A 24,723-nucleotide genomic window follows, 5' to 3' on the forward strand; every position below is an offset into this window, starting at 1 on the left:
CGTAGTCCGTGGTCCGTGGTCCGTGGTCCGTGGTCCGTGGTCCGTAGTCCGTAGTCCGTGGTCCGTAGTCCGTAGTCCGTGGTCCGTGGTCCGTGGTCCGTGGTCCGTGGTCCGTAGTCCGTAGTAAGCGGTCAACAGTTGTCTACTGACCACAGACCACTGACCACCGAACTACGGACTACGGACCACGGACCACGGACTAAGGACTTCCGACCACTGACTACTGACAACTGACGCTTCATCCCTTAATATGTCTGCTATGCGACAGAAGACCGCGGCCATCGTCGTCATCGGCAACGAGATTCTGACGGGCAAATCCGAAGACCAGAACGCCAGCTTCCTTATCGGGGAGATGTACAGCCTTGGAGTGGCGCTCCGCCGAATCGTCACCATTCCCGACGACATCGACGTGATCGCGGCTGCGGTTCGCGAATGCGCCGAACAATTCGATTACGTGTTCACCTCAGGCGGAGTCGGGCCGACTCACGACGACGTGACTATCGAAGGCGTAGCTCGCGCGTTCGGCAGACCGGTCGTAAGGCATCCGGAGCTGGAGGCAATGCTGCGCGGCTACTTCGGCGACGGCATTGACGCCGCCCGATTGCGGATGGCCGATACGCCAGATGGCGCCGAGCTGATCCGGCAGGTCGATATGCGGTGGCCGGTGCTTGCGATGAAGAACGTCTATATGCTCCCGGGCGTACCCGAGTTGTTTCGCAAGAAGTTCGAGGCAATGCGCGAGCGCTTCCGTGCGGAGCCGTTTCACAGTCATACCCTCTACACTCGCGAAGACGAATTCGATATAGCACCTCGTCTTGACGAGGTTGCCGCCACTCACCCTGATGTAGACATCGGTTCGTACCCGACTTTTACTCGCGACGACTATCGGGTGAAGATCACCATCGAGTCAAAAGATCAGGCTGCGGTCGAACGCGCCCGCGATCAGTTGCTCACGCTGCTGGACCCCGCATCTCTCGCGCGGATCGAGTGACGAAGTGAACGTGGCTCCGACGGCACCGCTCAAATAGACAGAGCGGATTTCCATTCTCGCGGTCGGGCGGTGACCGGCAGTTTTGCAAAAGGAATATCAGCGGGCGGTGACTGGAAGTTTACAGACGAGTATCTGCGATTTGAGACGACCTATGAAGAAATCGATGACTGCTGCCGGCATAGTGCTCGCGCTGATAGCGTTTTGCACGCCACCTCAAAGCGCGCGGACGGCAGCGCTACGATTCGAAGTAACAATCGCACCGGGTCTGATCCCATCTCCACAAAACGGACGACTGTTCGTAGTGATGAGTCCCAAGAGTCAACCCGAACCGAGGCTCACCATAGGCCAGACTGGGCTTGAGGCTTCACCGGTGTTTGCTCGTGACATCAGCAACTTTGCGCCCGGCGCCGCAGGCTCAATCGATGAAAAGTGCGCCGCCTTTCCCCTGGACAGCCTCGCGCGTTTAGCTGCCGGCGACTACTTCGTGCAAGCGTTGTTCGATTCAAACACTGATCTGAAATCGGTGAACGCGCCCGGCAATCTCTACGGCACACCGCGGAAGGTTCATCTCGATCCCGCTCAAGGGGCGACGGTGAAGCTAGAGCTCACCGAGAAGGTCGCCCCCGAGCAGTTACCGCCGAACACCGAGTACGTCAAGTTTGTGAAGATTCAATCAACTCTGCTTAGCAAGTTTCACAGGCGGCCAATCTATCTGCGAGCCGGTGTGATACTTCCGCGTGGCTTCGACAGCGAGCCCGCCAAGCGTTACCCGTTGCGCGTCAACATCGGCGGCTACGGCGCGAGGTTTACTCGCGCGCAAAGAATGATGAGAGAGGGTTCGGGCTTTAGAAACACATGGCTCGCCGACGGCACGCCGCGAATGATCTTTCTACATCTGGACGGCGACGGCCCTTACGGCGATTGTTATCAAGTGAACTCCGACAACAACGGCCCGTACGGCGACGCGATCACTCAAGAGCTGATACCTTACGTCGAGCAGAAGTTCCGCTGCATCGGTCAGCCCTGGGCGCGCATGTTGGATGGAGGCTCGACGGGCGGCTGGGTCTCGCTCGCGCTCCAGATCTTCTACCCTGATTTTTTCAATGGGACGTGGTCGGGGTTTCCGGACGGCGTCGACTTTCGAGCATTTCAGCTCATCAATATCTACGAAGATCAGAATGCATACCTCAACAAGCACGGCTTTGAGCGGCCAAGCGCGCGCGACTTGAATGGAGATGTGCGCTTTACGATTGCACACGAGTGCCAGATGGAGAACGCGATGGGAGTCGGCGACAGCTACACCATGTCAGGCGAGCAGTGGGGCGCGTGGAACGCGACGTATGGACCCCGCGGAGTAGATGGCCGCCCTGCCCCGCTGTGGGACTCGAAGACTGGAAAAATCAATCGGGAGCTTGCAGAGCACTGGAAGAAGTACGACCTCCGAATGGTTCTCGAGCAGAACTGGAAGACGCTTGGACCGAAGCTGCGCGGCAAGCTCACGATCTGGGTGGGCGAGGCGGACGAATACTTCTTGAACAACGCGGTGCATCTGCTGGACGCGTTTCTTTCCAAGGCCGATCCGCCTTATGAAGGGAAGATCATCTACGGCCCCGGCAAGGGTCACGGTTGGATGGCCTTCAGCGAACGCGAGATGATGGATCAGATGTCGGCTGCAGTTGAAAAGGCCAGAAAATAGACCGCGGATGAAGCTGGTTTGACTGACGATTACGGATCCGATCCGCCTGAATCCGTCGCATCCGCGTTATCGGCATTCAATTCGGAGCGTGAGATCATTGTGAAGAAATCCGCCCTCAATCAATTTCTGCTCGAGCACTGCCTTGATGTGCTGCTGATCTTCATCCCGGTCGCGGCTGTCCTTCACTACTCGCACGCGCCGGAAATATGGTCGTTTATCGCCTCAGGGCTCGCGATCATCCCACTCGCCGGATGGATGGGCAAGGCGACGGAAAGTCTGGCGGTGAAACTGGGCGCGGGCGTCGGCGGGTTGCTAAACGCCACGTTTGGGAATGCCGCGGAAATGATCATCGCCGTTCAAGGTCTGCGCGCAGGTATGACCGACGTGGTCAAGGCATCGCTCACGGGCTCTATTCTCGGAAACATTCTGTTGGTGCTGGGCTTGAGCATATTGGCCGGCGGGCTCAAACATCGGCATCAGAAATTCAATCGCACCGCGGCTACGATGAGCGCGACCCTGATGGCGTTGAGCGCGATCGGGTTGCTGGTGCCGGCTCTCTTTCACTGGGTCACGCTCGGCTCGTCGGGAAGCGCGGAGAGGAACATCAGTCTCGAGATTTCGGTCGTGTTGTTTGTGACTTATGTTCTGAGCCTGGTCTTCGCCCTTCGCACTCACAAGGACCTGTATCTGGGACCCATCGGCGAGCACAAAGAGGCGGCGTCGATGCGGCCGAAGACTGCAGGTGTAGTACTACTGGGCGCAACCGCGCTGGTCGCGTGGATGAGCGAGCTGCTTGTGCACGCCGTCGAGCCCGCGTCAAAGGTCTTAGGACTAACAGAAGTCTTTGTCGGGGTCATCGTAGTAGCGATCATTGGCAACGCCGCCGAGCACAGTTCCGCAATACTCGTGGCGATGAAGAATCAGATGGACCTGGCATACCACATCGCCGTCGGGTCGAGCATGCAGATCGCCCTGTTTGTCGCTCCGGCGCTCGTGTTCTTGAGCTATGCGATCGGTAGTCCAATGGATTTGCTGTTCACTACATTTGAAGTGATAACAGTGGGGCTCGCGGTCGCGATCGTAAGCCTGGTCGCGGCCGACGGCGAGTCGAACTGGATGGAAGGTGTGCTGCTCATCGCCGTTTACCTGATCTTTGGTATTGCGTTTTTCTTCCTACCGGCGTCGCTTCCGGCAATGTAACAGAGCGAGACTCGACTGGGCAGTTGGCGTCACTGCTGGGCCGGAAGCATGGGCCGGCTCGCGGGGGCCACCTCGCGTCTCCGAAGGGCCAACAGGCTGAGTGCAGTTATCCCTCCAAGGATCGCACTCAGGAGCACCAGGCCGTCCACCCCGTTCCAATCGGCGAAGTAACCGCCCGCCGAGGTTCCAAGCAATTGACCAACGCCGAGAAAGACCGAGTACAGCCCCATTATCGAGCCGCGATCCGCCGCGTAACTCTCGGTCACATCCGCCAGATAGGTGAGCGCGGCAGGTGTGAACCCGCTTAAGATCAGGAGCTCAATCAGCAAGGTGCCGAGCAGCGAATAGTAGAACGGGCTGGAGAATGTCTCGAGGTGATTCAGGCCGAAGACCGTCAGCAGCAACGCGAACAGAGCAAGCGTGCTGATCAGCATGACGCTGGTCTTGCGAAAGCGGCCGAGGACGAAGCTCCAGGCGAGGATGCCTAACGCGAAGAAGCCTGCCAGCGTCGCGAACCCAACGCCGAACTTCTCCGGGGCCATCGCGCCGGTAAGCAGTTGCCCTTGAAAATGATCTTTGCCGGTCAGCAACCCCACGCTATGGTTAGTCCATACGCCTACAATCGAGAAGATCGAAATCCACGCCGGGCTAAACATCCACACCGTAGGCGACTTGAAGACTTCGTAGTAATGCTTCAGCCGTCTGTGCGCAGCCGCCGCATGGGAAATCACGCTCGGGTCAACAGGGCGGCGTGCTCGTCGCTTCTTATCCCGAAGTCCCCATGCAAAGATCGCCAGACTTGTCGCGAAGATCAGTCCATTGATGCTGAATGCCGGGCTGATCAGCTTGATTCCAGCAACTGTCCGCTCTTGGCCGAAGAACTTCCACAAATAGCCCCCGATGACCGCGCCTAAACCGATGCCTCCAACCAGCGTTATCTCGAACAGACCCATTACTCGCGCGCGGAGGTTCGGACGCCCCACGGTTGCTTCCGAAATGTAGCCCAGCGTTGCAGGCACCGAACTTCCGGTCGAGAGCCCGGCAAGCAATCTAACGAAGACCAGCAGCCACAGCGCTGACGTCATCGCGGTTATCTGAACCGCGATGGCGCCGAACACCGGGCCGAGGATAATAAAGATCTTCCTGCCGTAGCGATCGCTCATCGCGCCAAATACCAGCGAGCCGAGAAGTTCGGTGATGAAGAACGCAGCAATGACATAGCCCCGGGTCGTGTAAGAAATAGGATAGTAGTGGCGGCTGATGTGATCGAGGTAGAATTGAGTCATCTGCCCCATAGTCTGACTTGCGAGCCGCAAGATAAGACTGCCGACAAGGACGGCTATCAAAGAGCGGAGCAGGGATCGGCCAATTCGGCGCCGGGGCGACTTAGGGACTGGCGGTAGTCCGCCGGTTAACGAGTCAGAGGGTAGGGCTTGATCCGTTCGTCCAACCTCATCGCCGTCACGAGCTGAGAGATTGGTAGCGTCGGCGCGTGGAAGCTGGTTAGCATCGGCCATTCTCGTCTTAGTTTACTGAGACCCTGTTCGTCTTCACCGGAGTCACCGGGCGGCTTCTCTCGCCCCTTGGCGTCATTGTAGTTGGCGCGGTGACTATCCGGTCAACTACATCCATACCTTCAGTGACACGACCGAATATCGTATAGTCCGGCGCCAACTGACTCAATGAGCGATCGCCATGCATAATGAAAAACTGGCTTGACCCGGTTTCCGGCGTGCCCTTGTTCGCCATCGCTACCAGACCCCGACGGTAGCCGCCTTGATAGAGCGGCGAGTTTCGATTGATCTCGTTCGGAAGCATCGCGCCGGTCGCCGTCTGGCCCCCGGTCCCATCGCCGTTTGGATCGCCACCTTGAATCATGAAGCCGCTGATCACCCGATGAAAAATAGTCCCGTTGTAGTAACCGCGATCTGCCAGTAGACGAAAGTTCTCCGCTGTCTTCGGGGCTTCGTCCTCGAGCAGCTCGAACTTTATCGTACCGAGGTCGGTTTCGATTACGGCCGTTCGATTGGGGTGATTTGCGCTGGCGGGTTTCGGGGCGCCGCTTTCCTTCTCGCTGCAACCTGCCATCAAAATCGCCAACATCGTCACCAATGCGGCCGCGCCACTGCGTCTGCGTTCGCCCTTCCCTGCTTCACGATGTTGTGCGCGAGCCGGAGCGCCACTAAAGCTCATATGCTTCATCCCTCCAATGCAGAAGCGGCGAGCTATTGCGCGCGATGTGAATGCGCGACGCGCTCGCCGCTTGGTTTTCTCAAGTTCATTTGCCGGGTTCGGCTAGTGCAGCGTTCACAGAGGGACTCGATCACTTTGCCGTCGGATGGTCCTTCTTGTACGTCTCGACGCAATGATCGCAGCAGAAATAAACCTTGCGTCCTTCGAACTCCACTGACTTGGTTTTGTCGATGGGCTCTTTCGACACAGGACAAACTTCATTGATCGCAATCGCGTCTCGCTCTTCCTTGGACATCTTTGCCACAAAGGACTCGGGGTTCTTGTTGAACCCGGTGAGGCATCCTTCGCAGCAGACATAAACGTACTGCCCCTTATATTCCGTGCGGTACTTCTCACTCACCGGTCCGCCGCTCACGGGACAGATCTTATTAGTCACGTTCTTATTCTCGGTCCCATCGGGCGATGCGCTGGCGGCGACCCCGGCCGCGCTCGCAAGCATCCCCACCAAGAGAATCGCCAAAGCAATTTTTCGCATGAGCTTAGTCTCACTCCTCAGTTTATTCGATTGGCCAATAGCCGGGTTGATTATACTGATTGTCGTCGCGGCACGCAAAGCCGGCTCGCACGCGGCGCGGAGCTCCGGCGTTTAAGCAACGGCTGAAGCTCATCAAGCTACTCAGTGTAAGTAGATTTCAAGCACGCGATTCTGAAGCTGAGGATCGTAAATGACCGACACCACGTCCCCCTCGTTCAGCTCGGCAGCGGTTATCGTCTCGTCGTCGTGCGTGTCGTCGGACAGCAGACCCAGCAGGTCCGGCTCCCCGGATCTTCCGACGCCGGCGCCGACGAGATCGTTCTCGCGCGCAAGCACGGTCACCTCCTGAAATTCCTTCGCTGGTCTTACCGTGATCAACAACATGCCCTTGCCGGAGGGCGTCATCTTCAAGATCGCACCGCGAACCGCGGCGAGCTGTCTGGGGGGGCCCGCGCGTTGGCTCCGCTCGACTCTATCCGTTGGGTCGGGCAAGGTGTCGCGCTGGAGTGAAGGCACGACTGTAAGCAAGAGCGACATGCTCCATACCATCGCGAAGGTTTGCATGTAGTTAGTTTTCCTTAGGTTGATCTGCTCTGGAAGAAAGCTGGTTCGTGCCGTTGGGGAGAACTAGGAGAACGCCGTTATGCTACTACGGTGCCGTGTCGGGCTTCAAGTCTTTTGGCAGTTCTATACAGCATAGGGGTGACGGCGAGTGTCGGGTTGACGCTCTTTGTTACGCTCTGTTAGGTTCAAGCGTCGAATTTCTAGGCGCGTAGCTCAGGGGTAGAGCACTACCTTGACACGGTAGGGGTCTGGGGTTCAAATCCCCACGCGCCTACCATTACTTTTTAGATGGGACAAACTTTGCGGACCTCGACGGGTGGAACCGCGCTCAACTGCGCGTCCCTTGCCGAGCGCCGAGGCGCTTTGGTAGTATTTGCGCTTGAGATCAGCATGGCAGAAGTAGTGGGTCGAATCCACCATCGCTGCCATCGCGAACTTTCAGCTCTCACAAGAGAGACTGAGATCGTTATTTTACGTCAGCTCCGGAAGTCCTGAGGCTTTCGAACAACCCTCTGCTACAGACGGTAATGCCGAAGGCGCTGACGTAAGATCCGACCAAAGTGGTAGAAGGTAAACCGACGCTCGACAGATCAAACATTGGCCTTTCGTTGAACGGCGACGTTTTGCCTTCCGCGTGGACCAACGCGATGTTGCGCAGTGCTTGGAAAGTGTTCGCGCATTCGTGTCAACCCATACTGGCCGTTGGTAAGCCATGCGGCTAACGTTTAAGACTGTCAAACCAGCAATACCGGTTTAGGAGGATTCAATATCAGCAGCTTTCAGCGAAGAGGATTTAGAGACAGAGGACCCCGTGTCCCATCGGTCCGCGTCAATGAGCGGATACGGACTGCTGAGGTTCGGGTGATCGATGAGGACGGGGCCCAGATCGGCGTAATGCCGCCGCGACAGGCGCTGGAAATCGCTCGCGGAAAAGGCCTGGACCTCGTCGAAATTGCGCCGCAAGCTCAACCGCCGGTTTGCCGCATCATCAACTTCGGCAAATACCAATACGAACAAAAGAAGAAGCAGAAAGAAGCGAAGGCTAAACAGACTTTCATTACCGTAAAAGAGATCAAGTTCAGACCGGGCACTGACGAGCACGACTACGACTTCAAGAAGAACAACGCCGTGCGCATTCTTCACGACGGGGACAAGGTCAAGGCCACCGTTCACTTCCGCGGCCGGGAGATTACGCACAAAGAGCTTGGCTTCTCGTTGCTACAGCGGCTCGAGCAAGACCTCGCCGAGGCGGGAACAGTAGAAGTAAGGCCCAAGCTCGAAGGAATGAACATGTTTATTATGCTGGCGCCTAAGAAGAAATGAATCTCATAGATGTACCGTAGGTTTGTCTAACCTGCGGCGAGACTGCGAAGCAACCGCAGGGTAGGCAACCTACGACACATTTTTACAGGAGGAATAATGCCAAAACTCAAAACCCATAAGGGCGCTGCCAAGCGGTTCCGCCTCACGGCAACCGGCAAGGTCAAGCGGGGACATTCCCACGCACGCCACATCTTGACTAAGAAGTCTACCAAGCGGAAGCGTCATCTCGACATCGACGGCCTGGTCGCGAAACCTGATGAAAAACCGACCAAGAGAATGCTTCCTTACGGCCGGGACTAGAATCGCGATGCCATCCGTGAAACCGGCTCGTGACTTAGTGAAGATGGCGATAATTGGACCAATGTAATCATAGGAGGGACTTATGCCTCGCGCTAAACGTGGAAACAAGCGTCTGCAGAAACGAAAAGGTATTTTGAAACTCGCCCGCGGCTATCGCGGCACCAAGAGCAAGCTATATCGTCACGCGAAGGAGCAGGTCGAACGCTCGTTGAATTTCGCGTTCACGGGACGCAAGCTCAAAAAGCGAGACTTCCGCTCGTTGTGGATCGTCCGCATCGGCGCGGCCGCGCGCTTAAACGGACTCAGCTACAGCCAGTTTATGCACGGGCTGAAGCTTGCCGAGATCAAGCTTGATCGCAAGATCCTTGCTGATCTGGCGGTCCACGAACCCGCGGCGTTCACTGAGATATCCGGCAAGGCGAAGCAAGCCATTGAATCACACCGCGCTACTGCCGCTTGACATGCCGAACGAGTGAGGATGCGGGCGAGGCAGTAGCGTTGCTACCTGCCTCGCCCGCTACCGCGTATGGACGAGAATCTAGCGAAACTTCGTGAGCAGTTCATCGACGACTTGCGAGCTGTTTCAACCGCAGACGATTTGAGCGCGCTGCGCGACAAGTATCTTGGCAGAAAGTCCGGACTCATCGCCGCCGAGAAGAAGCGCATCGGATCTCTCTCTTCCGCCGAGCGCGCGGAGTTCGGCCGCCAGGTGAATGAGATCAGTGCCGAGGTAGAAGCCGAGATCGGTCGCCTGAGCGAACAGTTTGCGGCACAAGCGGAAGCCGGCGCGCTCGAGCGTGACAGGATCGATATCACGTTGCCAGGCACGCGTCCCAGACAAGGGCACCTTCATCCGATCACACTTGTTCGCCAGAAGATCGAAGACGTCTTCGTCTCGATGGGATATTCAGTGGAGGACGGACCCGAGATCGAAACGAGTTTCTATAACTTCGACGCGCTCAACATTCCGCCCGGCCACCCGGCGAGGGACTCGGCGGACACGTTCTACGTTTCCGAAGACCTTGCGCTGCGAAGCCAGACTTCTACGGTTCAAATACACACGATGCAGCGGCAGAAACCACCGCTCCGAGTCATCGCGCCCGGACGAGTGTTCCGCCGCGACACGCCCGACCCGACGCACAATCCCATGTTCTTTCAGGTCGAAGGACTCAACGTGGATCGGCACATCACGCTTGCCGATCTCAAAGGAACTCTGCAAAAGTTTGTCGAAATGATGTTCGGAGTAAACGTACGGACTCGTTTTCGGCCATCATATTTCCCGTTCACCGAGCCCTCGGCTGAAGTTGATTTCAGTTGCTACGTATGCGGCGGGACAGGGTGCCGCATTTGCAAGGGCTCGGGCTGGATCGAGCTTGGCGGAAGCGGGATGGTTCACCCCAACGTGCTCGAGAAAGTCGGCATCGATCCGGAAGAGTTCTCGGGTTTCGCGTTCGGACTCGGCATCGACCGCATGGCCGGATTGATGTATGACATCGATGATATCCGGCTGCTCTTCGAGAACGACATCAGGTTCCTCGAACAATTCGCGTGAACCCTGTTCCGGGTTCAGGGTTCAGGGTTCTGCATTTAGATGTACCACCCCAGACCTGCGAGAACCAAGAACCAGGAACCCAGAACTCGAAACCCTGAACCCTGAACCCTGAACCCTGAACTAAATAGATGCAGGCAAATTCAAATCAACCCTTAGATAAGACCGTATTCATCCTCGGCGGCGCCGGTCTTGTCGGCACGCAGATTTGCTATCAAGTTGCCCAAGACCTCAAGCCCGGGAAGATCATCATCGCCTCACTGTTTCAAAAAGAGGTTCGCGAGCTTGCTCACGAACTTCGCAAGGAATTCCCCTCGGTTCAGTTCATCGAGCTTTGGGGCAACATCTTCGTGCGATCCGAGTTCGCACGAGCTGATCGAGATGAGCTTCTAACCAGCGCCGTTCGCCGCCGGGGGTTGTATGACGACTTGTTCGGTCCGCTCGACGGCGCATACGAAAGATCAATGCTTGCCGCCTCGCTCCGCGAGCACGGCGCCGGCGTGTTGATCGATTGCGTCAACACGGCGTCCGGGATCAGCTATCAAGATGTATATACGAACTCGATCGAGGTTCGAAAGTCTCTCGACTTCATCGAGGAGCGCATCGAGGACCGCGACTTCAAACAGATCTCAGACAATCGCAAGCAAATAGAGCGCACGTTTGAAACGCTGTTGCTGTCGCAATCAATCCCGCAGTTGATCCGTCACACCCAACTGATCTACCGCGCGATGGTGGAGGTGGGGACTCGAGTCTACGTCAAGGTCGGCACTACCGGCACGGGCGGAATGGGACTCAACATCCCCTACACTCACGGCGAAGACAAGCCCTCCGCGAAGCTGATGTCCAAGACCGCGATTGGATTCGCCCACACTGGGTTGATGTTCCTGATGGCGCGCACACCGGGCGGGCCGATCGTCAAGGAGATCAAACCCGGGGCGATGATCGGCTACAAGAAGGTCACTTTTCAGTCGCTCAAGCATCATCGTGACAACACACCGATACACGTTTATGCGCCCTGCACTCAGCGCTTCGACGGTGAGCTCGAGCTCTCACTGCCAAATCAGGAATTCACGAAGCTCGGCGAGCTCGAGATGGTCGGCGTCGACACAGGAGAGAACGGCTTCTTTGCCAGAGGCGAGTTCGAAGCGGTGACTTCGATCAACCAGATGGAGTTCGTAACTCCCGAAGAGATAGCCAGCAACGTCGTGCTCGAGATCAAAGGCAGCAACACCGGCGTGGACGTGATCGCGGCCATCGATTCGGCGATAATGGTTCCGAGCTACCGAGCCGGTTATCTGCGCGGCTCGGCGATCGAAGCGATGCGAAGACTCGAACACGAAACCAACTCGCATTCGATCGCGACCGGCGAGCTCGGTCCGCCTAAGCTCACCAAGCTTCTGTACGAGGTTCACCTGTTGAAGACCAAGTACCGGACGCTTCAAGCAGTCGTCGAACAGGGCGCGGAAGAAATCTCCGAGGCGCTGTGGCGATACGTCCAGCGCAACCATAATCTGCGAAACACGATCATCTCAATCGGCATCCCGATACTTCCACCCGAGGGCGATCGCCTGATTCGCGGACCGCGAATCAACGTGCCCGAGTACGCGGGTCAAACGAAGCTGCCGGTTACTGAACCCTCCATCAACGAATGGGCCGAACGGGGTTGGCTCGACTTGAGGCCAAGGAACATGCGCCGCTGGCAGGAGCGTTTTAGCCGAATGCTGCGGTCAGCGCAAACGATTCACCGCCAGGGCTCGGCTGCGATTACAATGGAAGCATACCGGAGCGAGGAGATCAGAATCGGCGAAGTGGTGGGCTGGATTTTCAACAACGAGGAAGAGGGTTATCGGATCAAATGAAGATCAGTTACAACTGGCTGGGTGAGCTCGTTACCCTCACCCTCAACGCGAAAGAGCTTGCCGAAAGACTCACCATGGCCGGCCTTGCGGTCGAAGCCGTCGAGCGGATTCGCGACGATCACATTCTGGATTTCGATCTCACTTCGAATCGCCCCGACGCGCTCTCGCATCTGGGCATCGCTCGCGAAGCAGCGCTTATCTGCGGCACTTCTCTCGTTCCGCGAGCGGTCACACCAAAGGAAAGCGATGAACCCGTCGAAGCGGCCGCTTCGGTAGAGATTCTCGACCCGGACCTTTGCCCGCGTTACGCCGCTCGCGTTGTTCGAGGAGTGAGGGTCGCGCCGTCGCCGAAGTGGCTAGTTGATCGCCTCGAATCGATCGGCCAACGCGCGGTCAACAACATCGCCGACATCACCAACTATGTGATGTTCGAGATGAATCAACCCACTCACGCATTCGATCTGAATCTCTTGCACGGTCATCGCATCATCGTCAGACGCCCGCGCGCTGGCGAAGAGATAACCACGCTCGATGGACTCACCCGCGAGCTTTCTCCCGAGATGCTGGTTATCGCCGATGCCGACCGCCCGGTCGCCATAGCGGGTGTGATGGGAGGGTTCGACACCGAGATCAACGAGCAAACCAGTGACGTGTTGATCGAGAGCGCTTACTTCAACCCGGCGTCTATCCGTCACACCGCTCGATCGCTGGGGATGGACTCCGAGGCTTCATACAGGTTCGCTCGAGGAGCGGACTACGAAGCGCAGGTTCGCGCCGCCGATCGCGTTGCTCAAATGATCGCGGAGATCGCGGGCGGACAGTTGCTCAAAGGCGCCATCGATGTCTATCCCGCGCGCATTTCTCGAGATGCTGTTTCCTTGCGTGAATCGCGCATCGAACGGCTCACCGGGTTGAAGGTCCCAATCGAACAAGCCGCCGGGATTCTGCGCGCGCTCGAATTCGAAGTCGAGCTTCGCGAGGGCGAGAAACACCTGCGCGCCGCCGCGCCGTCCTTTCGCATAGACATCTCGCGCGAAGAAGATCTGGTTGAAGAAGTCGCGCGACACGTCGGGTACGATCTGGTTGACACCACGCTGCCAACCTGGAGTGGAACTGGAAGCTACCTCAGCGGAGACAAACAACGCCGCAGCGTCAGGCGCGCGCTAACGGCACTGGGCTTCGACGAAGCTTACTCGTTCAGCTTCGTAAATGGCGAACGCGATAGATTGTTTCGTCGAGACGATCAACCTGTCGCCACCCTTTCAAACCCCATCGACGTGAATCAATCCGAAATGCGAGCTTCGCTTGTCACCGGATTGCTCGAGGCGGTGCAGCACAACTTCAATCAAGGGACGCGCGATGTGAAGCTGTTCGAGATCGGCCGCGTGTTCGGAGCTGCAGGACCGGGCGAGCGGCCCGCTGAACGTGACCTTCTCGGCGTCGCGATGACCGGTTCGGTGTTGCCCGACGACTGGCGTGGCGCGAAGCAACTCGAGTATTACGACCTCAAGGGCGCTGTGGAAGTTGTGATGTCCGCGTTGAACATCTCAGGCTTTACAATTGATCGAGCCCGTGTAGAATACCTCCATCCTGGACAGTCGGCGGTGCTTGCCCGCGACGGAGAAGAGATAGCGCGATTCGGACGGCTGCATCCGCGGGTGGCCTCTCTCTATAAGTTCCGCCAGCCGGTCTTTATCGGCGAGCTCGAGTTTGAAAAGTTACTCGCGCTTCCAGCGGACCGAGTGCGCTACAGCGCGCTGGCCAGGTATCCGGCCGTGTCGCGCGACGTATCGGCGCTGGCGCCCGATACGGTGATGTGGGGCGACATCGAAAAGGCCGTGCGCGACCTCGGGATTCTCGAAATAGTTTCAGTGCGCGTCTTCGATATGTACAAGAGCAAAGAGATGCCTGAAGGTTTCCACTCCCTGGCGTTCAGGGTGACCTATCGAGGAAAAGGCCGCACTCTCAAGGATGAAGAAGTAGCTGGAATGCACGAGCAAGTGAGGGCGTTACTAGGAGATCGCTTCGGCGCGCAACTAAGATAGCGGTTCAGGGTTCAGGGTTCAAGGTTCAGGGTTAGGCTGCTGCACAACGTCTCGCAACCCCGAACCAGAAACCACGAACCAGAGACCCGGAACTCGGAACCCTGAACCCGGAACCGGCACGGAGGTCAGGTGAGCGGAATCTACGGTCTGGAAAAGTTCTCGCACCTCGAAGACAAAATCTATCGCACCATCGAGCAATTCAAGCGCGAGCGGCAGGAACGCGAGGCGCTCGAACGCGAGGTGCTGAGCCTCCGGCGCGAGATGAGCCGGGTGAGCGATGACAAAGAGCGGCTCGAGCGGCAGGTCGAGCATCTGATCACCGAGCGCGACGCGATAAAGCTCAAGGTGGAAGGGATGCTGGACGCCATCACCGGGCTGGACGTGGAAGCGGTGTGAGTGCGAAGAAATGAGGGCGCGTCGGCTCGCTGGGTATTGAAGCCTGCGGCCAACGCGGACGAATATGGACAACAATCCAAGCCAATCACATAAAGTTGTCATCTACAATCAGACATACACGCTTCGAAGCAGTCACGAGTCCGAGTACATTCAGGAACTCGCCGAGCACGTCAATAAACGGATGAACGAAATCGCCCGCGCGACGATGACCGTTGATTCGCTTCGCGTCGCGATACTGGCGGCGATTCAGGTCGCCGATGAGTTGTTTCAATCGCGGCGAGAGATGAAAGAGACCGAAGAAGAAATAGCCGAACGCAGCGCAAAGTACGCAGAGTTGCTCGATCAGTTTTTGCGCTCAGCTGAGATTAAACAAGAGCCCGCCGCCTCGAAGTGACTTTCGAACACATTCATCCGTCTTCCCTTGGATCCGGGTTTTCGAGTATCTTCGCAGCTTGAGCGTCGCGGTAGTCCCGAACGGCGTTTCGAAATTCCGGATGCTTTCCCCCAAGTATCGCCGCTGCGAAGAGCGCCGAATTCACTGCCCCGGCTCGTCCGATGGCAAGCGTCCCCACCGGAATTCCGGCTGGCATCTGGACCATCGACAGCAGCGAGTCCAACCCCTTCAACGCCTTCGATTCCATTGGAACTCCAAGCACCGGCAGAAGAGTCTTCGCCGCAGCGACGCCTGCCAGGTGCGCTGCCCCGCCTGCTGCCGCGATGATGACTTCGAGTCCTCGTTTCTCGGCTGAAGCAACGTACTCGAACAATTGATCCGGAGTGCGATGCGCGGACAGAACCCGCACTTCGAATGGGATGCCGAGAGTTTCTAGAGTCTGCGCAGCGTGGGACATCGTTTCCCAATCAGACTTCGAACCCATGATGATTCCGACTAAAGGTTGCATGATGTTTTTCACCGTCGAGCAGTTCTTGCGAGCTTCACTGACTTATTTGAAGATTTGGATTATAGCTTGCGAATGCAACGAAGGCGAATCAGTCAGCGATGAAGGCCGGATGCGCTCCGCCTTGATAGCCCGTCACCCGCTTCCTATAATCGTTGGGTTCATGACTTGCTCCAACAGGAGACTGTATGGCTATCACTAAAACCGATGTCGAGAAAATCGCAGAGCTCGCCAGGCTTGAGCTTACGCCGGAGGAGACCGACTTGTTTACTGAGCAGCTCAGCTCGATCATCGGCTACGTCGAGAAGCTGAACGAGCTCGATACCACGGATGTGCCGCCAATGTCGCATTGTTCTCCAGGGGGCGGCGACACCGAGTACGCGAAGCGCGACGATGAGGTTCGGCCCAGCCTGGGACAACGACTCGCGGTCGAGAATGCCCCTGATGCCGAAGCAGGATACTTCAAGGTCCCGAGGGTAATTGGCGGATGAGCATTGGTTTTCCGAGCACCGATTTTGGTCGGGAGGTTTCGGTGAAGCGAAAGCCCGATTCAAGTCAGTACTCTGAACACCCAATTGGTTCGACATTGGAGAACATCTTTGGAACTCAAAGGCCTATCGATCGGCTCGGTTCATGAACGCATTGCGTCAGGCGAGGTCAAAGCTGTCGACGTTTGCCGCGCGGCGCTCGACCGCATCGAGCGTCTCTCGGAGCTTAACGCATTCATAACGGTCACTGGCGATGCGGCGATAGCTCAGGCTCAACAAATTGATCGCCTGGTCGAGCGAGGCGAGCAGCTTCCGCCGCTTGCCGGAGCCGTGATCGCAATAAAAGACAATATGGTGCTGCGCGGCGTGCGGACCACCGCCGGCTCGCGGATTCTGTTCAACTACAAGCCGCCTTACACCGCGACTGCTGTCGAGCGCTTGCAGTCAGCGGGCGCAATCATTGTCGGCAAGACGAACCTGGATGAGTTCGCCATGGGATCGTCGACCGAGAACTCAGCCTATGGAGCGGTCAAGAATCCCTGGGACACTACGCGAGTGCCCGGCGGGTCGTCTGGTGGATCGGCCGTTGCAGTCGCCGCCGGGATCGCGATGGGCGCGCTGGGTTCCGACACCGGCGGCTCAATTCGTCAGCCCGCGAGCCTCTCAGGTGTTGTCGGGCTCAAGCCTACCTACGGTCGAGTATCGCGCTACGGCTTGATTGCTTTCGGCTCATCGCTCGACCAGATCGGGCCGTTCGGGAACTCTGTCGAAGATGTCGCGCGCATTCTGAACATCATCGCCGGACACGATCCAAACGACTCGACTTCGAGCAACGTCGAAGTCGACGACTATGTTGCGGCAATATCGGGCGACGTGCGCGGACTACGCGTGGGCGTGCCAAGCGAGTACTTCGGCGAGGGACTGGACCCCGAAGTGAAAGAGAACATCCAAGCCGCAATCAAGAAACTTGATGAGCTGGGAGCCGAAATCGTCGACATCAGCCTTCCTCATACTGAATATGCGGTACCGGTCTACTACTTAGTCGCGACCGCCGAAGCCAGCTCGAACCTGGCTCGCTTTGACGGCGTGCGATATGGCTTCCGCGCGGAAGAGGCGTCGACCTTGAAGGAGATGTACAGCCGCACGCGCGATCAGGGATTCGGCGCCGAAGTGAAGCGCCGAATAATGCTTGGCACTTATGCGCTGTCGGCAGGTTACTACGATCAATACTACGGCAAAGCGCAAAAGGTGCGTTCGCTCATCGAGCGCGATTTCCACAACGCCTTCCAGAAGTGCGACGTGATAGCTACGCCGACCTCACCCACATCTGCGTTCAAGCTGGGCGAGAAGACTGACGATCCGCTCGAGATGTATCTGTCCGACATCTACACGATTACGGCGAACCTGGCGGGCGTGCCGGCGTTAAGCCTGCCTTGCGGTCTAGCGTCAAACGGCTTGCCGATTGGAATACAACTGATCGGTAAGCAGTTCGATGAGGGGCGATTGCTAAGAGCTGCTCGTAACCTGGAGCAGGCTCTGGGACTTGAATTCGTGCCACCTGCGATTAGGAATATCTGAGCATCGATTCTGTCGAGTAAGCGTGTAGGGGCGGCCCTCCGTGGCCGCCCCTTTTCGCAAAAGGCGTCATTCCGTGATAACGAGGGCCGCCACAAACGGCCGCCTGTGCCTGGATCAATCGAATGTCAGAGACGGCGAAACAGACGCGGGCTCAGACTGAGGAGACTCAAACGAGCTTCGGCTCGACCGACTTGCTGTTGCTGTTGATGACCCTCATCTGGGGATCAAACTTCACGGCGATAAAGTACTCGCTCGAGGACTTGCTCCCGCTGAGCTTCAATGCGCTTCGATTCACCTTGGCTTCAATCGTGATGTTGATCGTCGCGTTCCTGGCGCAAACCGGCTTTAAGCTTGCGCCCGGAGATGGACGGCGGCTGTTTGCTTTGGGTCTGCTTGGGAACACTTGCTACCAGTCTCTCTTCATAACCGGGATGGCTCATACCGGAGCGGGCAACGCGGCGCTGATCCTGGCTACGACGCCGCTGTGTACGGCGATACTCGGGCGGATTCGCAAACACGAGTACTTCACCACACGCGGCGTAGCCGGATTGCTCCTGGCCTTCGCCGGGATTGTGATGATCGTAATCAGCGGGCGCGGTGAAGTTTCGCTCGGCGAAGCCGTGTTAGGGGACTCCTTACTCCTGGCATCCACGGTGTGCTGGTCTTTGTACACCGTCGGGTCGAAGCACCTGGTGCACAAGTACGGCTCGATGAAGGCGACCACCATAATGATGACCAGCGGTACGCCCTTCTTGCTCCTTCTATGCACGCCGTCGTTGATCAGACAGGACTGGTCGCGAGTTCGTCCGATGGCCTGGGCCGGACTCGTTTACAGCGGGTTGTTTGCTATTGCGCTCGCGTACCTCATCTGGAGTTATGGAGTTCGAAAGATCGGCTCAACGCGCACTGCGATCTATTCAAACATTACGCCGGTCGTAGCGTTGCTGGTGGCCTGGCTCGCGCTCGGCGAGACGCCGACGTTGGGACAACTCGCGGGCGCGATAGTGATCTTCGCAGGGATATACCTCGTGCGTCATGGATTGATTGCCGTCGCGCCCGCCGAAGCGATCGAAGAGGAGTTCGAGGGAGCTTCGCTCGGACCGGGCAAGAACTGATCAGCCCAAGGGTCCGGATTGATGGGCGCTACAGATCGGATCACCACCTACCGCCAGACTTTGTGAAAACCCCCAACTTCAGTTGGGGGATCGTTAGGTTCAGCCTACGTTGTGAGTGATGCTTGCCGTAGGTAGAAATGAAACATCCCCCAACTGAAGTTGGGGGGGTTCACACGGTCACTGCGTCACTCGGATTGTTCCACGTTCTGTCAACGAAACGATAACCCGACACGGAACTGAAAAAAGTGTGGGCTGTCGCTTGAGAACACGTGGTCCCGGAATTCGACACGCAATCCCAAGTGGTCCTTCATCCAATACTGCACGCCACCGCCAAAGTTCCCGCCGCTGCTTGTACCGTTCCGAAAAGCCAGCGAGTACCCTCCGGTCACAAAAGGGACCAACTTCGACGAGCCGTTCGAGAAGTGATATGACACGTCCGGGGATACGATTCCGAAGCCGTCGCCGGCGCTTCGGAACGGCGCGATGTATCCAACCTCCGCGCCCAATCCGAGCCCCTTATAAACCAACCCTTCGCCCCCGGCGCCGACAGAGAAGAAGGCTGTAGAAGACCCGCTGCCTGACGCGCCACCAACACCACCGAATCCGTAGCCCCAGCCTCTAGGCGGATTCGAACCCTGCGCGAGCGCGACTCCCGAAGCCACCATCAAGAACAAAACTCCTACAATGATCTTTCGCATGATTGCCTCCCGGTCATTTGATTTGGCGCCATCGTCTCCGACGCGCCCGACTTGTTCATTGCAACACGTATTCCACGTCAACGCCAGCTTCGTGGAGTGCATTTCGCGGGTTTTACTCCGTCCGAAAATCTAGCCGCAGTGATCGCGCGTCGCGTGTGGCCAGAATGTTGCGCCGCTTGGGGTGTAAGAGTTCTCAGCACTCGTCCAGCAGGGACCCAATTTCGTTTTACATCTCTGACCCACCGAATTACAATGACCCCGCTCTTCATTCGTCAATCTCAGGACAAATACAAAACAGATGGAAGATCACAAGCCACAAACGCTTGTTGAATTACTCAAGGAAGCAGTCGCAGCCGAGCCCGAAAGAGAGGCGCTCAGATACAAGCAAGATAAAGTGTGGGTCGGCATGACGGCCGAGCGATTGCTCGATCGCGTCCGCAATGTGGCGCTGGGACTCTATGGTCTTGGAATTCGCAAAGGCGCCCGGGTCGCGGTACTAGCCGAAAGCGGGCCGCTGTGGACCATCAGCGACTTCGCCGTCCTGTCGAACGGCGCGGTCAACGTTCCGATCTATCCGACGCAGCCGCCCCATCAGGTCGAATACATCTTGCGCGAGTCCGAACCAAAGCTTCTATTCGCTTCGACCGAGCGCCAGTTGCGAAGGGTCGATTCTGCGCTTAAGAAATTTCCGGACCTTCGCATTGTCTCGTTTCAAACGATAGCGGACGGCGAGAACTTGATACCGTTCGACTCGGTTGAAGAAGCCGGCGCCAAGCTCGGCGCAGAACGGCCGGAGATCTTCGACCTGATCGCATCCGACGTACACGCCGGCGATCTGGCTTCGATAATCTACACATCGGGGACGACCGGCGAGCCGAAGGGCGTGATGCTCACCCATGAAAACATCACCTTCAACGCGCTGGCGTCAGGCGACTTTCTCCGAATCGAGCCCGGCGGAGTGATGCTTTCTTTTCTTCCGTTGTCGCACATATTCGAGCGCATGGTCTTGTATCTTTGCCTGCACCGAGGAGTGCAGATTAACTACGCGACCGGCATCGAAACGGTGGCGGCGGATATCCAGGACGTGCGGCCTACGCTGATGTCCACCGTCCCACGATTATTGGAAAAGATTTACGCTCGCATGCAGAAGAACGCGGCTGACGGCGGACGACTGAAGAAGAAAATCTTCGAGTGGTCGCTGGGCGTCGCGCGCCGGTGCGCGCAGTTGTCCACGATGGGCAAGGCGCTGCCGCCTCTGCTTCAGCTTCAGAGGGAAGTCGCCGACGAACTGGTGTTCAAGAAGATTCGTGAAGCAGTCGGCGGACGAATAAGGCGCATGGTCTCGGGAGGCGCGGCGCTTCCGTCCGACATAGCGCTGGTGTTCACCGGCGCGGGAATACCGGTGCTTCAAGGATACGGTTTGACTGAGACGTCACCGGTGATCGCGGTCAACTCGCTCGAGCACAACCGCGTCGGATCGGTGGGACTCCCGCTGCCCGGCCTCGAAACGAAGATTGCAGAAGACGGCGAGATACTCACGCGCGGGCCTCACGTGTTTCAGGGCTATTTCAACAAGCACGAAGAGACCGCTACTTCGTTTGAAGAAAACTCCGGCGCAGGAGAGCGCTGGTTCAAGACCGGCGACATCGGTCACTTCGATTCGGATGGCTTTCTATTCATCACCGATCGCAAGAAGGATTTGATCAAGACTTCGAGCGGCAAATACGTCGCGCCTCAGATGATTGAAGGGATGATCAATCAAAGCGAGTTCATCGAACAGGCGGTCATCGTCGGAGACAAACGGAAGTATGTCTCGGCGCTGATCGTACCCGACTTCGAGCGGCTGCGCGCGTGGGCGAAGGAACAAGGAGTCCCGACTAGCGATAAGCGCGAACTGATCGCCGACCGCCGGGTAGTCGATATGATCAAGGCTGACGTGAATCGACTGACGCGGGAGCTTGCGGATTACGAAAGGGTGAAACGAATAGGACTGCTCGCTGAGGAGTTCAGCATCGACGGCGGCGAGCTTACGCCGACGCTCAAAGTGAAGCGGCGAGTGGTTGAAGAAAAGTATGGCGAGTTGATTGAGTCACTGTACTCCGGTGGCGAGTGAGACAGATAGAGGTTTACGACCTCAAAACGCGTTCACGCAAGGTCGTCTTCCCGGAGAATCCTTCGCGGCTTCGGCCAATGCTTCTACTTCCTTGAGCTGTCGCACTATCTCAGCGTCTAGCTCGGCCTGGTGGTCATAGTAGTAGGTAAGAGCGGCGTGAATCTGTGCTAAAGAAAGAGTCGGATGCTGAAAATGAATCTCTTCAGGGCTCCATCCATACGCGACCCTGTCGAGAACTACCTCGATGACTTTCGTGTTGGCGTCGGTGATCCATGCGACGCCGCGATCATCAATCTCAATATGTGTGGTCGCAACGCTCGACATCAAATTCCCCCGGTTCCAAGGTGAATCATAATCTATCACGGCTTTTCGATCAAAGAGGGCCTGACAGCTTCGCTCTCTCGACGCTGTTCTGTCCAAATAACAAAGGCTAAGTACTGAGCAGCAAGCTTTGAGGTTCGTTTCCCTTCCGATATAGTGAGTCATATCAACGGCTCACATTTTGACAAAGGTATATGAGTATGAACGTCTCACTAACCCCTGAACTCGAACAGCTCGTGAATGATGAAATCAAGAGCGGTGACTACAAGTCTGCAAAAGAAGTCGTGCGTGAAGGCCTGCGGCTCGTGCGACTCCGCAGAGAGAAGCTCGCGGGTCTGAGACGGGAAATCCAAATCGGGGTCGATGAGATCGAACGTGGTGAATACGTCGAGTACACTTCCGTCGAAGAGTTGTTTGAAGACATTGAAGCCGCAGTCGCAAAACGCATCCCAAAAAAGCCGAAACCGCGTTAATGAAACGCCTTGTCCTCTCACCCACTGCCCGCTCTGACCTCATGAACATTAGGGTGTACATTGCTTCTGAGAACAAGCCAGCGGCCAATCGCGTCATTCGCGAGATCAAGGCAAGGTTCAAAACACTACTTAGCTTTCCCGAATCAGGCAGACGGCGCGACGAACTGAAGAAGGGACTCCGCAGTTTTCCGGTGATACGTGGTTTTCTACTTCGTCATCAAAGACGGCGTTAAGATTGTCCGTGTACTGCACAGTGCACAAGATATTGAAAGCATATTCAACGAGTAAACGCTGCTCCGATTCTGCAAGTCTTAGCTCGGTATAGTGGCGGCGTTATGAAAGCGGTCGTCCGGCGGAGCAGAGCGTCATGGTGCCAGCGGCTCCATCATCGCGAACGGCTTCGTGAGAATATGCGCCCAGCGCAGCCGGCCCACCTGGCGCGCGAGAATCTGACGCCCACCCCCCTGCCAAAACTCGCTTTTACCCGGTTCGCACTCCGTGGTAAATTCGCTGCATGGCGCGGATGGTTGTTCGAAGCTGCGCAGTACTAATCGCCCTGGCCCTCGCAGGTTGTGTTGTGTGCGCCCAGACTCGGTCGTCAGTCATACCCTCCGAACAGAACACACGAAGCGTCGCGCCACGGAACGCGAGAATAATTTCACTGGTCGAGCAATTGGCCGATCAAGCGCGCGCATCCGATGATCTGACTTTTGCAGTGCGCGCCCAGTCACAAGCGGCGAAACTGCTTTGGCCGCTAGACCCTGAGCGAGCGCGTGCGATATACAGAAGGGCCTTTCAGTCACTTGCCTCGGGAGCCTCCAAGGAGGCTCCCGAACAGGCCGCGAACGCGAACCCCTATTCCACGTTTGAACCCAGTCGGGCGTTGATTCCCACACCAAACCCGCAACTGCGCAGCGAGCTGCTCAATCAGATAGCCGCCTGCGACCCTGAACTTGCCGAAGAGTTCGCCCGCGATCTAGCCGCTTCAATGGAGAGCTCAAAAACCGGATGTGCTGATTGCAATTCCAATGGCGGCGGCTCGTCCTGGCCCTTCGGCCAGGTTGCGGCATCTGCCCGCGAAGATGCCGAGCGTTGCGAGTTGCTGATGAGCGCGGCGCTACAGGTGGTCGAGCGCCAGCCGCAGCAAGCGATGGCATTCGCACAGATGAGCGTCGCATTGGGGATATCTTCGAATCTCGCACGGCTGCTTACGCTCATGCGAACGGTAGACGCGGAGCGCGCGGATTTGCTCTTCGCCAACGCAGTGGCGAGACTCGAGCAGTCTTCGCGAGTGGATCTCAAAGATATTCACACGCTGGGCTCGTACGTCGTCTCGACGATCAACTCATCAACCAGGCACCCTATGGGCAAGGCGTCCATAGTCCGGTTTTTGAACCTCGCTCTTAAACAAGTCGGGCAGATCGGGCAAAACCTGAGTGCGCCGCCGGCAAGCGGCGGGCGAGGCGATTCGGCGGTGCTGTACTTTATTGAGCGGCAACTCACTGACCTGCTGGCAAGCTATCTGCCTGATCGTCTCGATCAGTTGCAGCGCTACACGAGCGCCACGCGGGATGCGGGCACGTACGAGGCGATCGATCCGGAAAAACTCCGAATCAGCTCGCCCGGCGACATCGCTCGGGAAGCGAGCGAAGCTGCCGAAGGCGCCGAACGCGATTCGCTCTACGCCAGAGCGGCGCTTGCCTGGCTTGCGCAAGGCGAACCGGGAGAGGCGCAAGCCGCGGCGCTGAAGGTCTCGGCTGCCCCGATGCGCGATCGAGTGCTTATACAGATAGTGCGCCGGCTCGCCTCCGGGAAGCGCATCGAAGAATCGATTGGTCTGACTCGCCGGATAACCGGCCAGACCTCGCGCGTCGATCTTCTGGTGATGCTGAGCGCTGCGTCGCGGGCTTCAAACGACAACGTGCGAGCGGTTGAGTTGCTCAATGAAGCGGAGTCGTACTCTACGAAGCAGCCGCCCTCGATCGAGCGCGCGCGTTCGCTTGTCAAAATTGCCGGCAGCTTTTCCTCCTTCGATGCGTTGCGCAGTTTCGAGGTGCTGCAAACTGCAGTCAAGGCGATCGACGAAATCATCAAACAGCAGCAAGCCTTGAAGGATGACCCATCGGCTCACGGAACGCGAGCGACGGTTGCTCAAGTGTTCACTCTCGACGAGATGTACGGCACGAGTTTTGAAAGAACGCTCATAGAGCTGGGCAAGGCAGACTTCGACCGCGCGCTGTTTCTTGCTCAGCAGCTCACCGGAGAAGAAGCGCCGGTCATTGCGCAGTTGGCCGTTTGTCGAGGCGGGCTTGTTGAGAACCCGCCATCCGGACAATCAGCAGCCGGCGAGGAGGGCGACTCCGGCGTAAATCATTGACGCGTCCCGA

24 protein-coding genes and 1 tRNA gene are annotated in these 24,723 nt (G+C 57.4%); 18 read left to right on the top strand and 7 right to left on the bottom strand.

Annotated features, from left to right (window positions below):
* Positions 1-259 precede the first annotated feature (259 nt).
* The 3 genes from AABO57_22665 (at position 260) to cax (ending at position 3,887) form a co-directional block, all read left to right on the top strand.
* Positions 260-991 carry a molybdopterin-binding protein gene (locus tag AABO57_22665; protein MEK6288530.1) on the top strand — a complete coding sequence of 244 codons (732 nt, stop codon included), beginning with the start codon at positions 260-262 and terminating at the stop codon, positions 989-991.
* Positions 992-1,142: 151 nt separating this feature from the next.
* Positions 1,143-2,687, top strand: coding sequence for an alpha/beta hydrolase-fold protein (locus tag AABO57_22670; protein ID MEK6288531.1), 1,545 nt, complete (start codon positions 1,143-1,145; stop codon positions 2,685-2,687).
* Positions 2,688-2,705: 18 nt separating this feature from the next.
* Complete coding sequence (gene cax, locus AABO57_22675) at positions 2,706-3,887, top strand: calcium/proton exchanger (protein ID MEK6288532.1); 1,182 nt, start codon at positions 2,706-2,708, stop codon at positions 3,885-3,887.
* Between the two features lie 29 nt (positions 3,888-3,916).
* On the opposite strand, the gene AABO57_22680 is transcribed toward cax, so the two are convergent.
* The 4 genes from AABO57_22680 to AABO57_22695 all read right to left on the bottom strand — a co-directional run bounded on the left by AABO57_22680 (position 3,917) and on the right by AABO57_22695 (position 7,179).
* Positions 3,917-5,173: an MFS transporter gene (locus tag AABO57_22680; protein ID MEK6288533.1), complete on the bottom strand. Its 1,257-nt coding sequence runs from the start codon at positions 5,171-5,173 to the stop codon at positions 3,917-3,919.
* Between the two features lie 238 nt (positions 5,174-5,411).
* Positions 5,412-6,080, bottom strand: a complete 669-nt coding sequence (locus AABO57_22685) for a peptidylprolyl isomerase (protein MEK6288534.1) — start codon at positions 6,078-6,080, stop codon at positions 5,412-5,414.
* Between the two features lie 130 nt (positions 6,081-6,210).
* Positions 6,211-6,615 carry a hypothetical protein gene (locus AABO57_22690; protein MEK6288535.1) on the bottom strand — a complete coding sequence of 135 codons (405 nt, stop codon included), beginning with the start codon at positions 6,613-6,615 and terminating at the stop codon, positions 6,211-6,213.
* Positions 6,616-6,756: 141 nt separating this feature from the next.
* Positions 6,757-7,179: a hypothetical protein gene (locus AABO57_22695; GenBank protein ID MEK6288536.1), complete on the bottom strand. Its 423-nt coding sequence runs from the start codon at positions 7,177-7,179 to the stop codon at positions 6,757-6,759.
* A gap of 202 nt (positions 7,180-7,381) precedes the next feature.
* On the opposite strand from AABO57_22695, the gene AABO57_22700 reads away from it, so the two are divergent.
* The 9 genes from AABO57_22700 to AABO57_22740 all read left to right on the top strand — a co-directional run bounded on the left by AABO57_22700 (position 7,382) and on the right by AABO57_22740 (position 15,045).
* Positions 7,382-7,456, top strand: a tRNA-Val gene (locus AABO57_22700).
* Between the two features lie 491 nt (positions 7,457-7,947).
* Positions 7,948-8,502: a translation initiation factor IF-3 gene (infC, locus tag AABO57_22705; protein ID MEK6288537.1), complete on the top strand. Its 555-nt coding sequence runs from the start codon at positions 7,948-7,950 to the stop codon at positions 8,500-8,502.
* Between the two features lie 96 nt (positions 8,503-8,598).
* The gene (gene rpmI / locus AABO57_22710; GenBank protein MEK6288538.1) at positions 8,599-8,802 is read left to right on the top strand and encodes a 50S ribosomal protein L35; all 204 of its coding nucleotides are present in this window, start codon (positions 8,599-8,601) and stop codon (positions 8,800-8,802) included.
* Between the two features lie 82 nt (positions 8,803-8,884).
* The gene (gene rplT / locus AABO57_22715) at positions 8,885-9,262 is read left to right on the top strand and encodes a 50S ribosomal protein L20 (protein MEK6288539.1); all 378 of its coding nucleotides are present in this window, start codon (positions 8,885-8,887) and stop codon (positions 9,260-9,262) included.
* 66 nt (positions 9,263-9,328) lie between these two features.
* Complete coding sequence (gene pheS / locus AABO57_22720; protein MEK6288540.1) at positions 9,329-10,354, top strand: phenylalanine--tRNA ligase subunit alpha; 1,026 nt, start codon at positions 9,329-9,331, stop codon at positions 10,352-10,354.
* A 128-nt stretch (positions 10,355-10,482) separates the two neighbouring features.
* On the top strand, positions 10,483-12,210 hold the full coding sequence (locus tag AABO57_22725) for a hypothetical protein (protein MEK6288541.1): 1,728 nt from the start codon (positions 10,483-10,485) through the stop codon (positions 12,208-12,210).
* Complete coding sequence (pheT, locus tag AABO57_22730) at positions 12,207-14,255, top strand: phenylalanine--tRNA ligase subunit beta (GenBank protein ID MEK6288542.1); 2,049 nt, start codon at positions 12,207-12,209, stop codon at positions 14,253-14,255. Before AABO57_22725 ends, pheT begins: the two co-directional genes overlap by 4 nt.
* A 129-nt stretch (positions 14,256-14,384) precedes the next feature.
* Positions 14,385-14,651: a hypothetical protein gene (locus tag AABO57_22735; GenBank protein MEK6288543.1), complete on the top strand. Its 267-nt coding sequence runs from the start codon at positions 14,385-14,387 to the stop codon at positions 14,649-14,651.
* A 64-nt stretch (positions 14,652-14,715) separates the two neighbouring features.
* Entirely contained in the window at positions 14,716-15,045 is a 330-nt protein-coding gene (locus tag AABO57_22740) for a cell division protein ZapA (protein ID MEK6288544.1), read from the top strand.
* Positions 15,046-15,058: 13 nt separating this feature from the next.
* Here AABO57_22740 and purE read toward each other — a convergent pair whose 3' ends face one another.
* Positions 15,059-15,553 (bottom strand): 5-(carboxyamino)imidazole ribonucleotide mutase, encoded by a 495-nt coding sequence (gene purE / locus AABO57_22745; GenBank protein ID MEK6288545.1) that lies wholly within the window; start codon positions 15,551-15,553, stop codon positions 15,059-15,061.
* Positions 15,554-15,738: 185 nt separating this feature from the next.
* Between purE and gatC the strand changes: the two genes are divergently transcribed.
* The 3 genes from gatC to AABO57_22760 all read left to right on the top strand — a co-directional run bounded on the left by gatC (position 15,739) and on the right by AABO57_22760 (position 18,731).
* Positions 15,739-16,041 carry an Asp-tRNA(Asn)/Glu-tRNA(Gln) amidotransferase subunit GatC gene (gene gatC / locus AABO57_22750; protein MEK6288546.1) on the top strand — a complete coding sequence of 101 codons (303 nt, stop codon included), beginning with the start codon at positions 15,739-15,741 and terminating at the stop codon, positions 16,039-16,041.
* A 108-nt stretch (positions 16,042-16,149) separates the two neighbouring features.
* Positions 16,150-17,616: an Asp-tRNA(Asn)/Glu-tRNA(Gln) amidotransferase subunit GatA gene (gatA, locus tag AABO57_22755; GenBank protein ID MEK6288547.1), complete on the top strand. Its 1,467-nt coding sequence runs from the start codon at positions 16,150-16,152 to the stop codon at positions 17,614-17,616.
* 122 nt (positions 17,617-17,738) lie between these two features.
* Positions 17,739-18,731 (top strand): EamA family transporter, encoded by a 993-nt coding sequence (locus AABO57_22760; GenBank protein MEK6288548.1) that lies wholly within the window; start codon positions 17,739-17,741, stop codon positions 18,729-18,731.
* 209 nt (positions 18,732-18,940) lie between these two features.
* Here the strand turns inward: AABO57_22760 and AABO57_22765 are convergent, their stop codons facing one another.
* A complete protein-coding gene (locus AABO57_22765; protein MEK6288549.1) occupies positions 18,941-19,429 on the bottom strand; it encodes an outer membrane beta-barrel protein in 489 nt (162 codons plus the stop codon).
* A 298-nt stretch (positions 19,430-19,727) separates the two neighbouring features.
* On the opposite strand from AABO57_22765, the gene AABO57_22770 reads away from it, so the two are divergent.
* The gene (locus AABO57_22770; protein ID MEK6288550.1) at positions 19,728-21,542 is read left to right on the top strand and encodes a long-chain fatty acid--CoA ligase; all 1,815 of its coding nucleotides are present in this window, start codon (positions 19,728-19,730) and stop codon (positions 21,540-21,542) included.
* Positions 21,543-21,563: 21 nt separating this feature from the next.
* Here AABO57_22770 and AABO57_22775 read toward each other — a convergent pair whose 3' ends face one another.
* Complete coding sequence (locus AABO57_22775; GenBank protein ID MEK6288551.1) at positions 21,564-21,866, bottom strand: DUF433 domain-containing protein; 303 nt, start codon at positions 21,864-21,866, stop codon at positions 21,564-21,566.
* Positions 21,867-22,063: 197 nt separating this feature from the next.
* Between AABO57_22775 and AABO57_22780 the strand changes: the two genes are divergently transcribed.
* Together AABO57_22780 and AABO57_22785 are read left to right on the top strand one after the other, a co-directional pair.
* Positions 22,064-22,336 carry a type II toxin-antitoxin system ParD family antitoxin gene (locus AABO57_22780; protein MEK6288552.1) on the top strand — a complete coding sequence of 91 codons (273 nt, stop codon included), beginning with the start codon at positions 22,064-22,066 and terminating at the stop codon, positions 22,334-22,336.
* Positions 22,337-22,913: 577 nt separating this feature from the next.
* The gene (locus AABO57_22785) at positions 22,914-24,713 is read left to right on the top strand and encodes a hypothetical protein (GenBank protein ID MEK6288553.1); all 1,800 of its coding nucleotides are present in this window, start codon (positions 22,914-22,916) and stop codon (positions 24,711-24,713) included.
* Positions 24,714-24,723: the final 10 nt, after the last annotated feature.

This window comes from Acidobacteriota bacterium (assembly GCA_038040445.1).
Taxonomy (GTDB): domain Bacteria; phylum Acidobacteriota; class Blastocatellia; order UBA7656; family UBA7656; genus Onstottus_A; species Onstottus_A frigus.

Excerpts from the sequence above, each read along its gene's own strand:
- AABO57_22740 (MEK6288544.1), top strand. The coding sequence starts at position 14,716 with ATGGACAACAATCCAAGCCAATCACATAAAGTTGTCATCTACAATCAG.
- pheT (MEK6288542.1), top strand. The coding sequence starts at position 12,207 with ATGAAGATCAGTTACAACTGGCTGGGTGAGCTCGTTACCCTCACCCTC.
- pheS (MEK6288540.1), top strand. The coding sequence starts at position 9,329 with ATGGACGAGAATCTAGCGAAACTTCGTGAGCAGTTCATCGACGACTTG.
- AABO57_22695 (MEK6288536.1), bottom strand. The coding sequence starts at position 7,179 with ATGCAAACCTTCGCGATGGTATGGAGCATGTCGCTCTTGCTTACAGTC.
- AABO57_22665 (MEK6288530.1), top strand. The coding sequence starts at position 260 with ATGCGACAGAAGACCGCGGCCATCGTCGTCATCGGCAACGAGATTCTG.
- rplT (MEK6288539.1), top strand. The coding sequence starts at position 8,885 with ATGCCTCGCGCTAAACGTGGAAACAAGCGTCTGCAGAAACGAAAAGGT.
- AABO57_22780 (MEK6288552.1), top strand. The coding sequence starts at position 22,064 with ATGAACGTCTCACTAACCCCTGAACTCGAACAGCTCGTGAATGATGAA.
- AABO57_22770 (MEK6288550.1), top strand. The coding sequence starts at position 19,728 with ATGGAAGATCACAAGCCACAAACGCTTGTTGAATTACTCAAGGAAGCA.
- AABO57_22765 (MEK6288549.1), bottom strand. The coding sequence starts at position 19,429 with ATGCGAAAGATCATTGTAGGAGTTTTGTTCTTGATGGTGGCTTCGGGA.
- gatC (MEK6288546.1), top strand. The coding sequence starts at position 15,739 with ATGGCTATCACTAAAACCGATGTCGAGAAAATCGCAGAGCTCGCCAGG.
- AABO57_22760 (MEK6288548.1), top strand. The coding sequence starts at position 17,739 with ATGTCAGAGACGGCGAAACAGACGCGGGCTCAGACTGAGGAGACTCAA.
- AABO57_22775 (MEK6288551.1), bottom strand. The coding sequence starts at position 21,866 with ATGTCGAGCGTTGCGACCACACATATTGAGATTGATGATCGCGGCGTC.
- AABO57_22685 (MEK6288534.1), bottom strand. The coding sequence starts at position 6,080 with ATGAGCTTTAGTGGCGCTCCGGCTCGCGCACAACATCGTGAAGCAGGG.
- AABO57_22670 (MEK6288531.1), top strand. The coding sequence starts at position 1,143 with ATGAAGAAATCGATGACTGCTGCCGGCATAGTGCTCGCGCTGATAGCG.
- AABO57_22680 (MEK6288533.1), bottom strand. The coding sequence starts at position 5,173 with ATGACTCAATTCTACCTCGATCACATCAGCCGCCACTACTATCCTATT.
- AABO57_22725 (MEK6288541.1), top strand. The coding sequence starts at position 10,483 with ATGCAGGCAAATTCAAATCAACCCTTAGATAAGACCGTATTCATCCTC.
- rpmI (MEK6288538.1), top strand. The coding sequence starts at position 8,599 with ATGCCAAAACTCAAAACCCATAAGGGCGCTGCCAAGCGGTTCCGCCTC.
- purE (MEK6288545.1), bottom strand. The coding sequence starts at position 15,553 with ATGCAACCTTTAGTCGGAATCATCATGGGTTCGAAGTCTGATTGGGAA.
- AABO57_22690 (MEK6288535.1), bottom strand. The coding sequence starts at position 6,615 with ATGCGAAAAATTGCTTTGGCGATTCTCTTGGTGGGGATGCTTGCGAGC.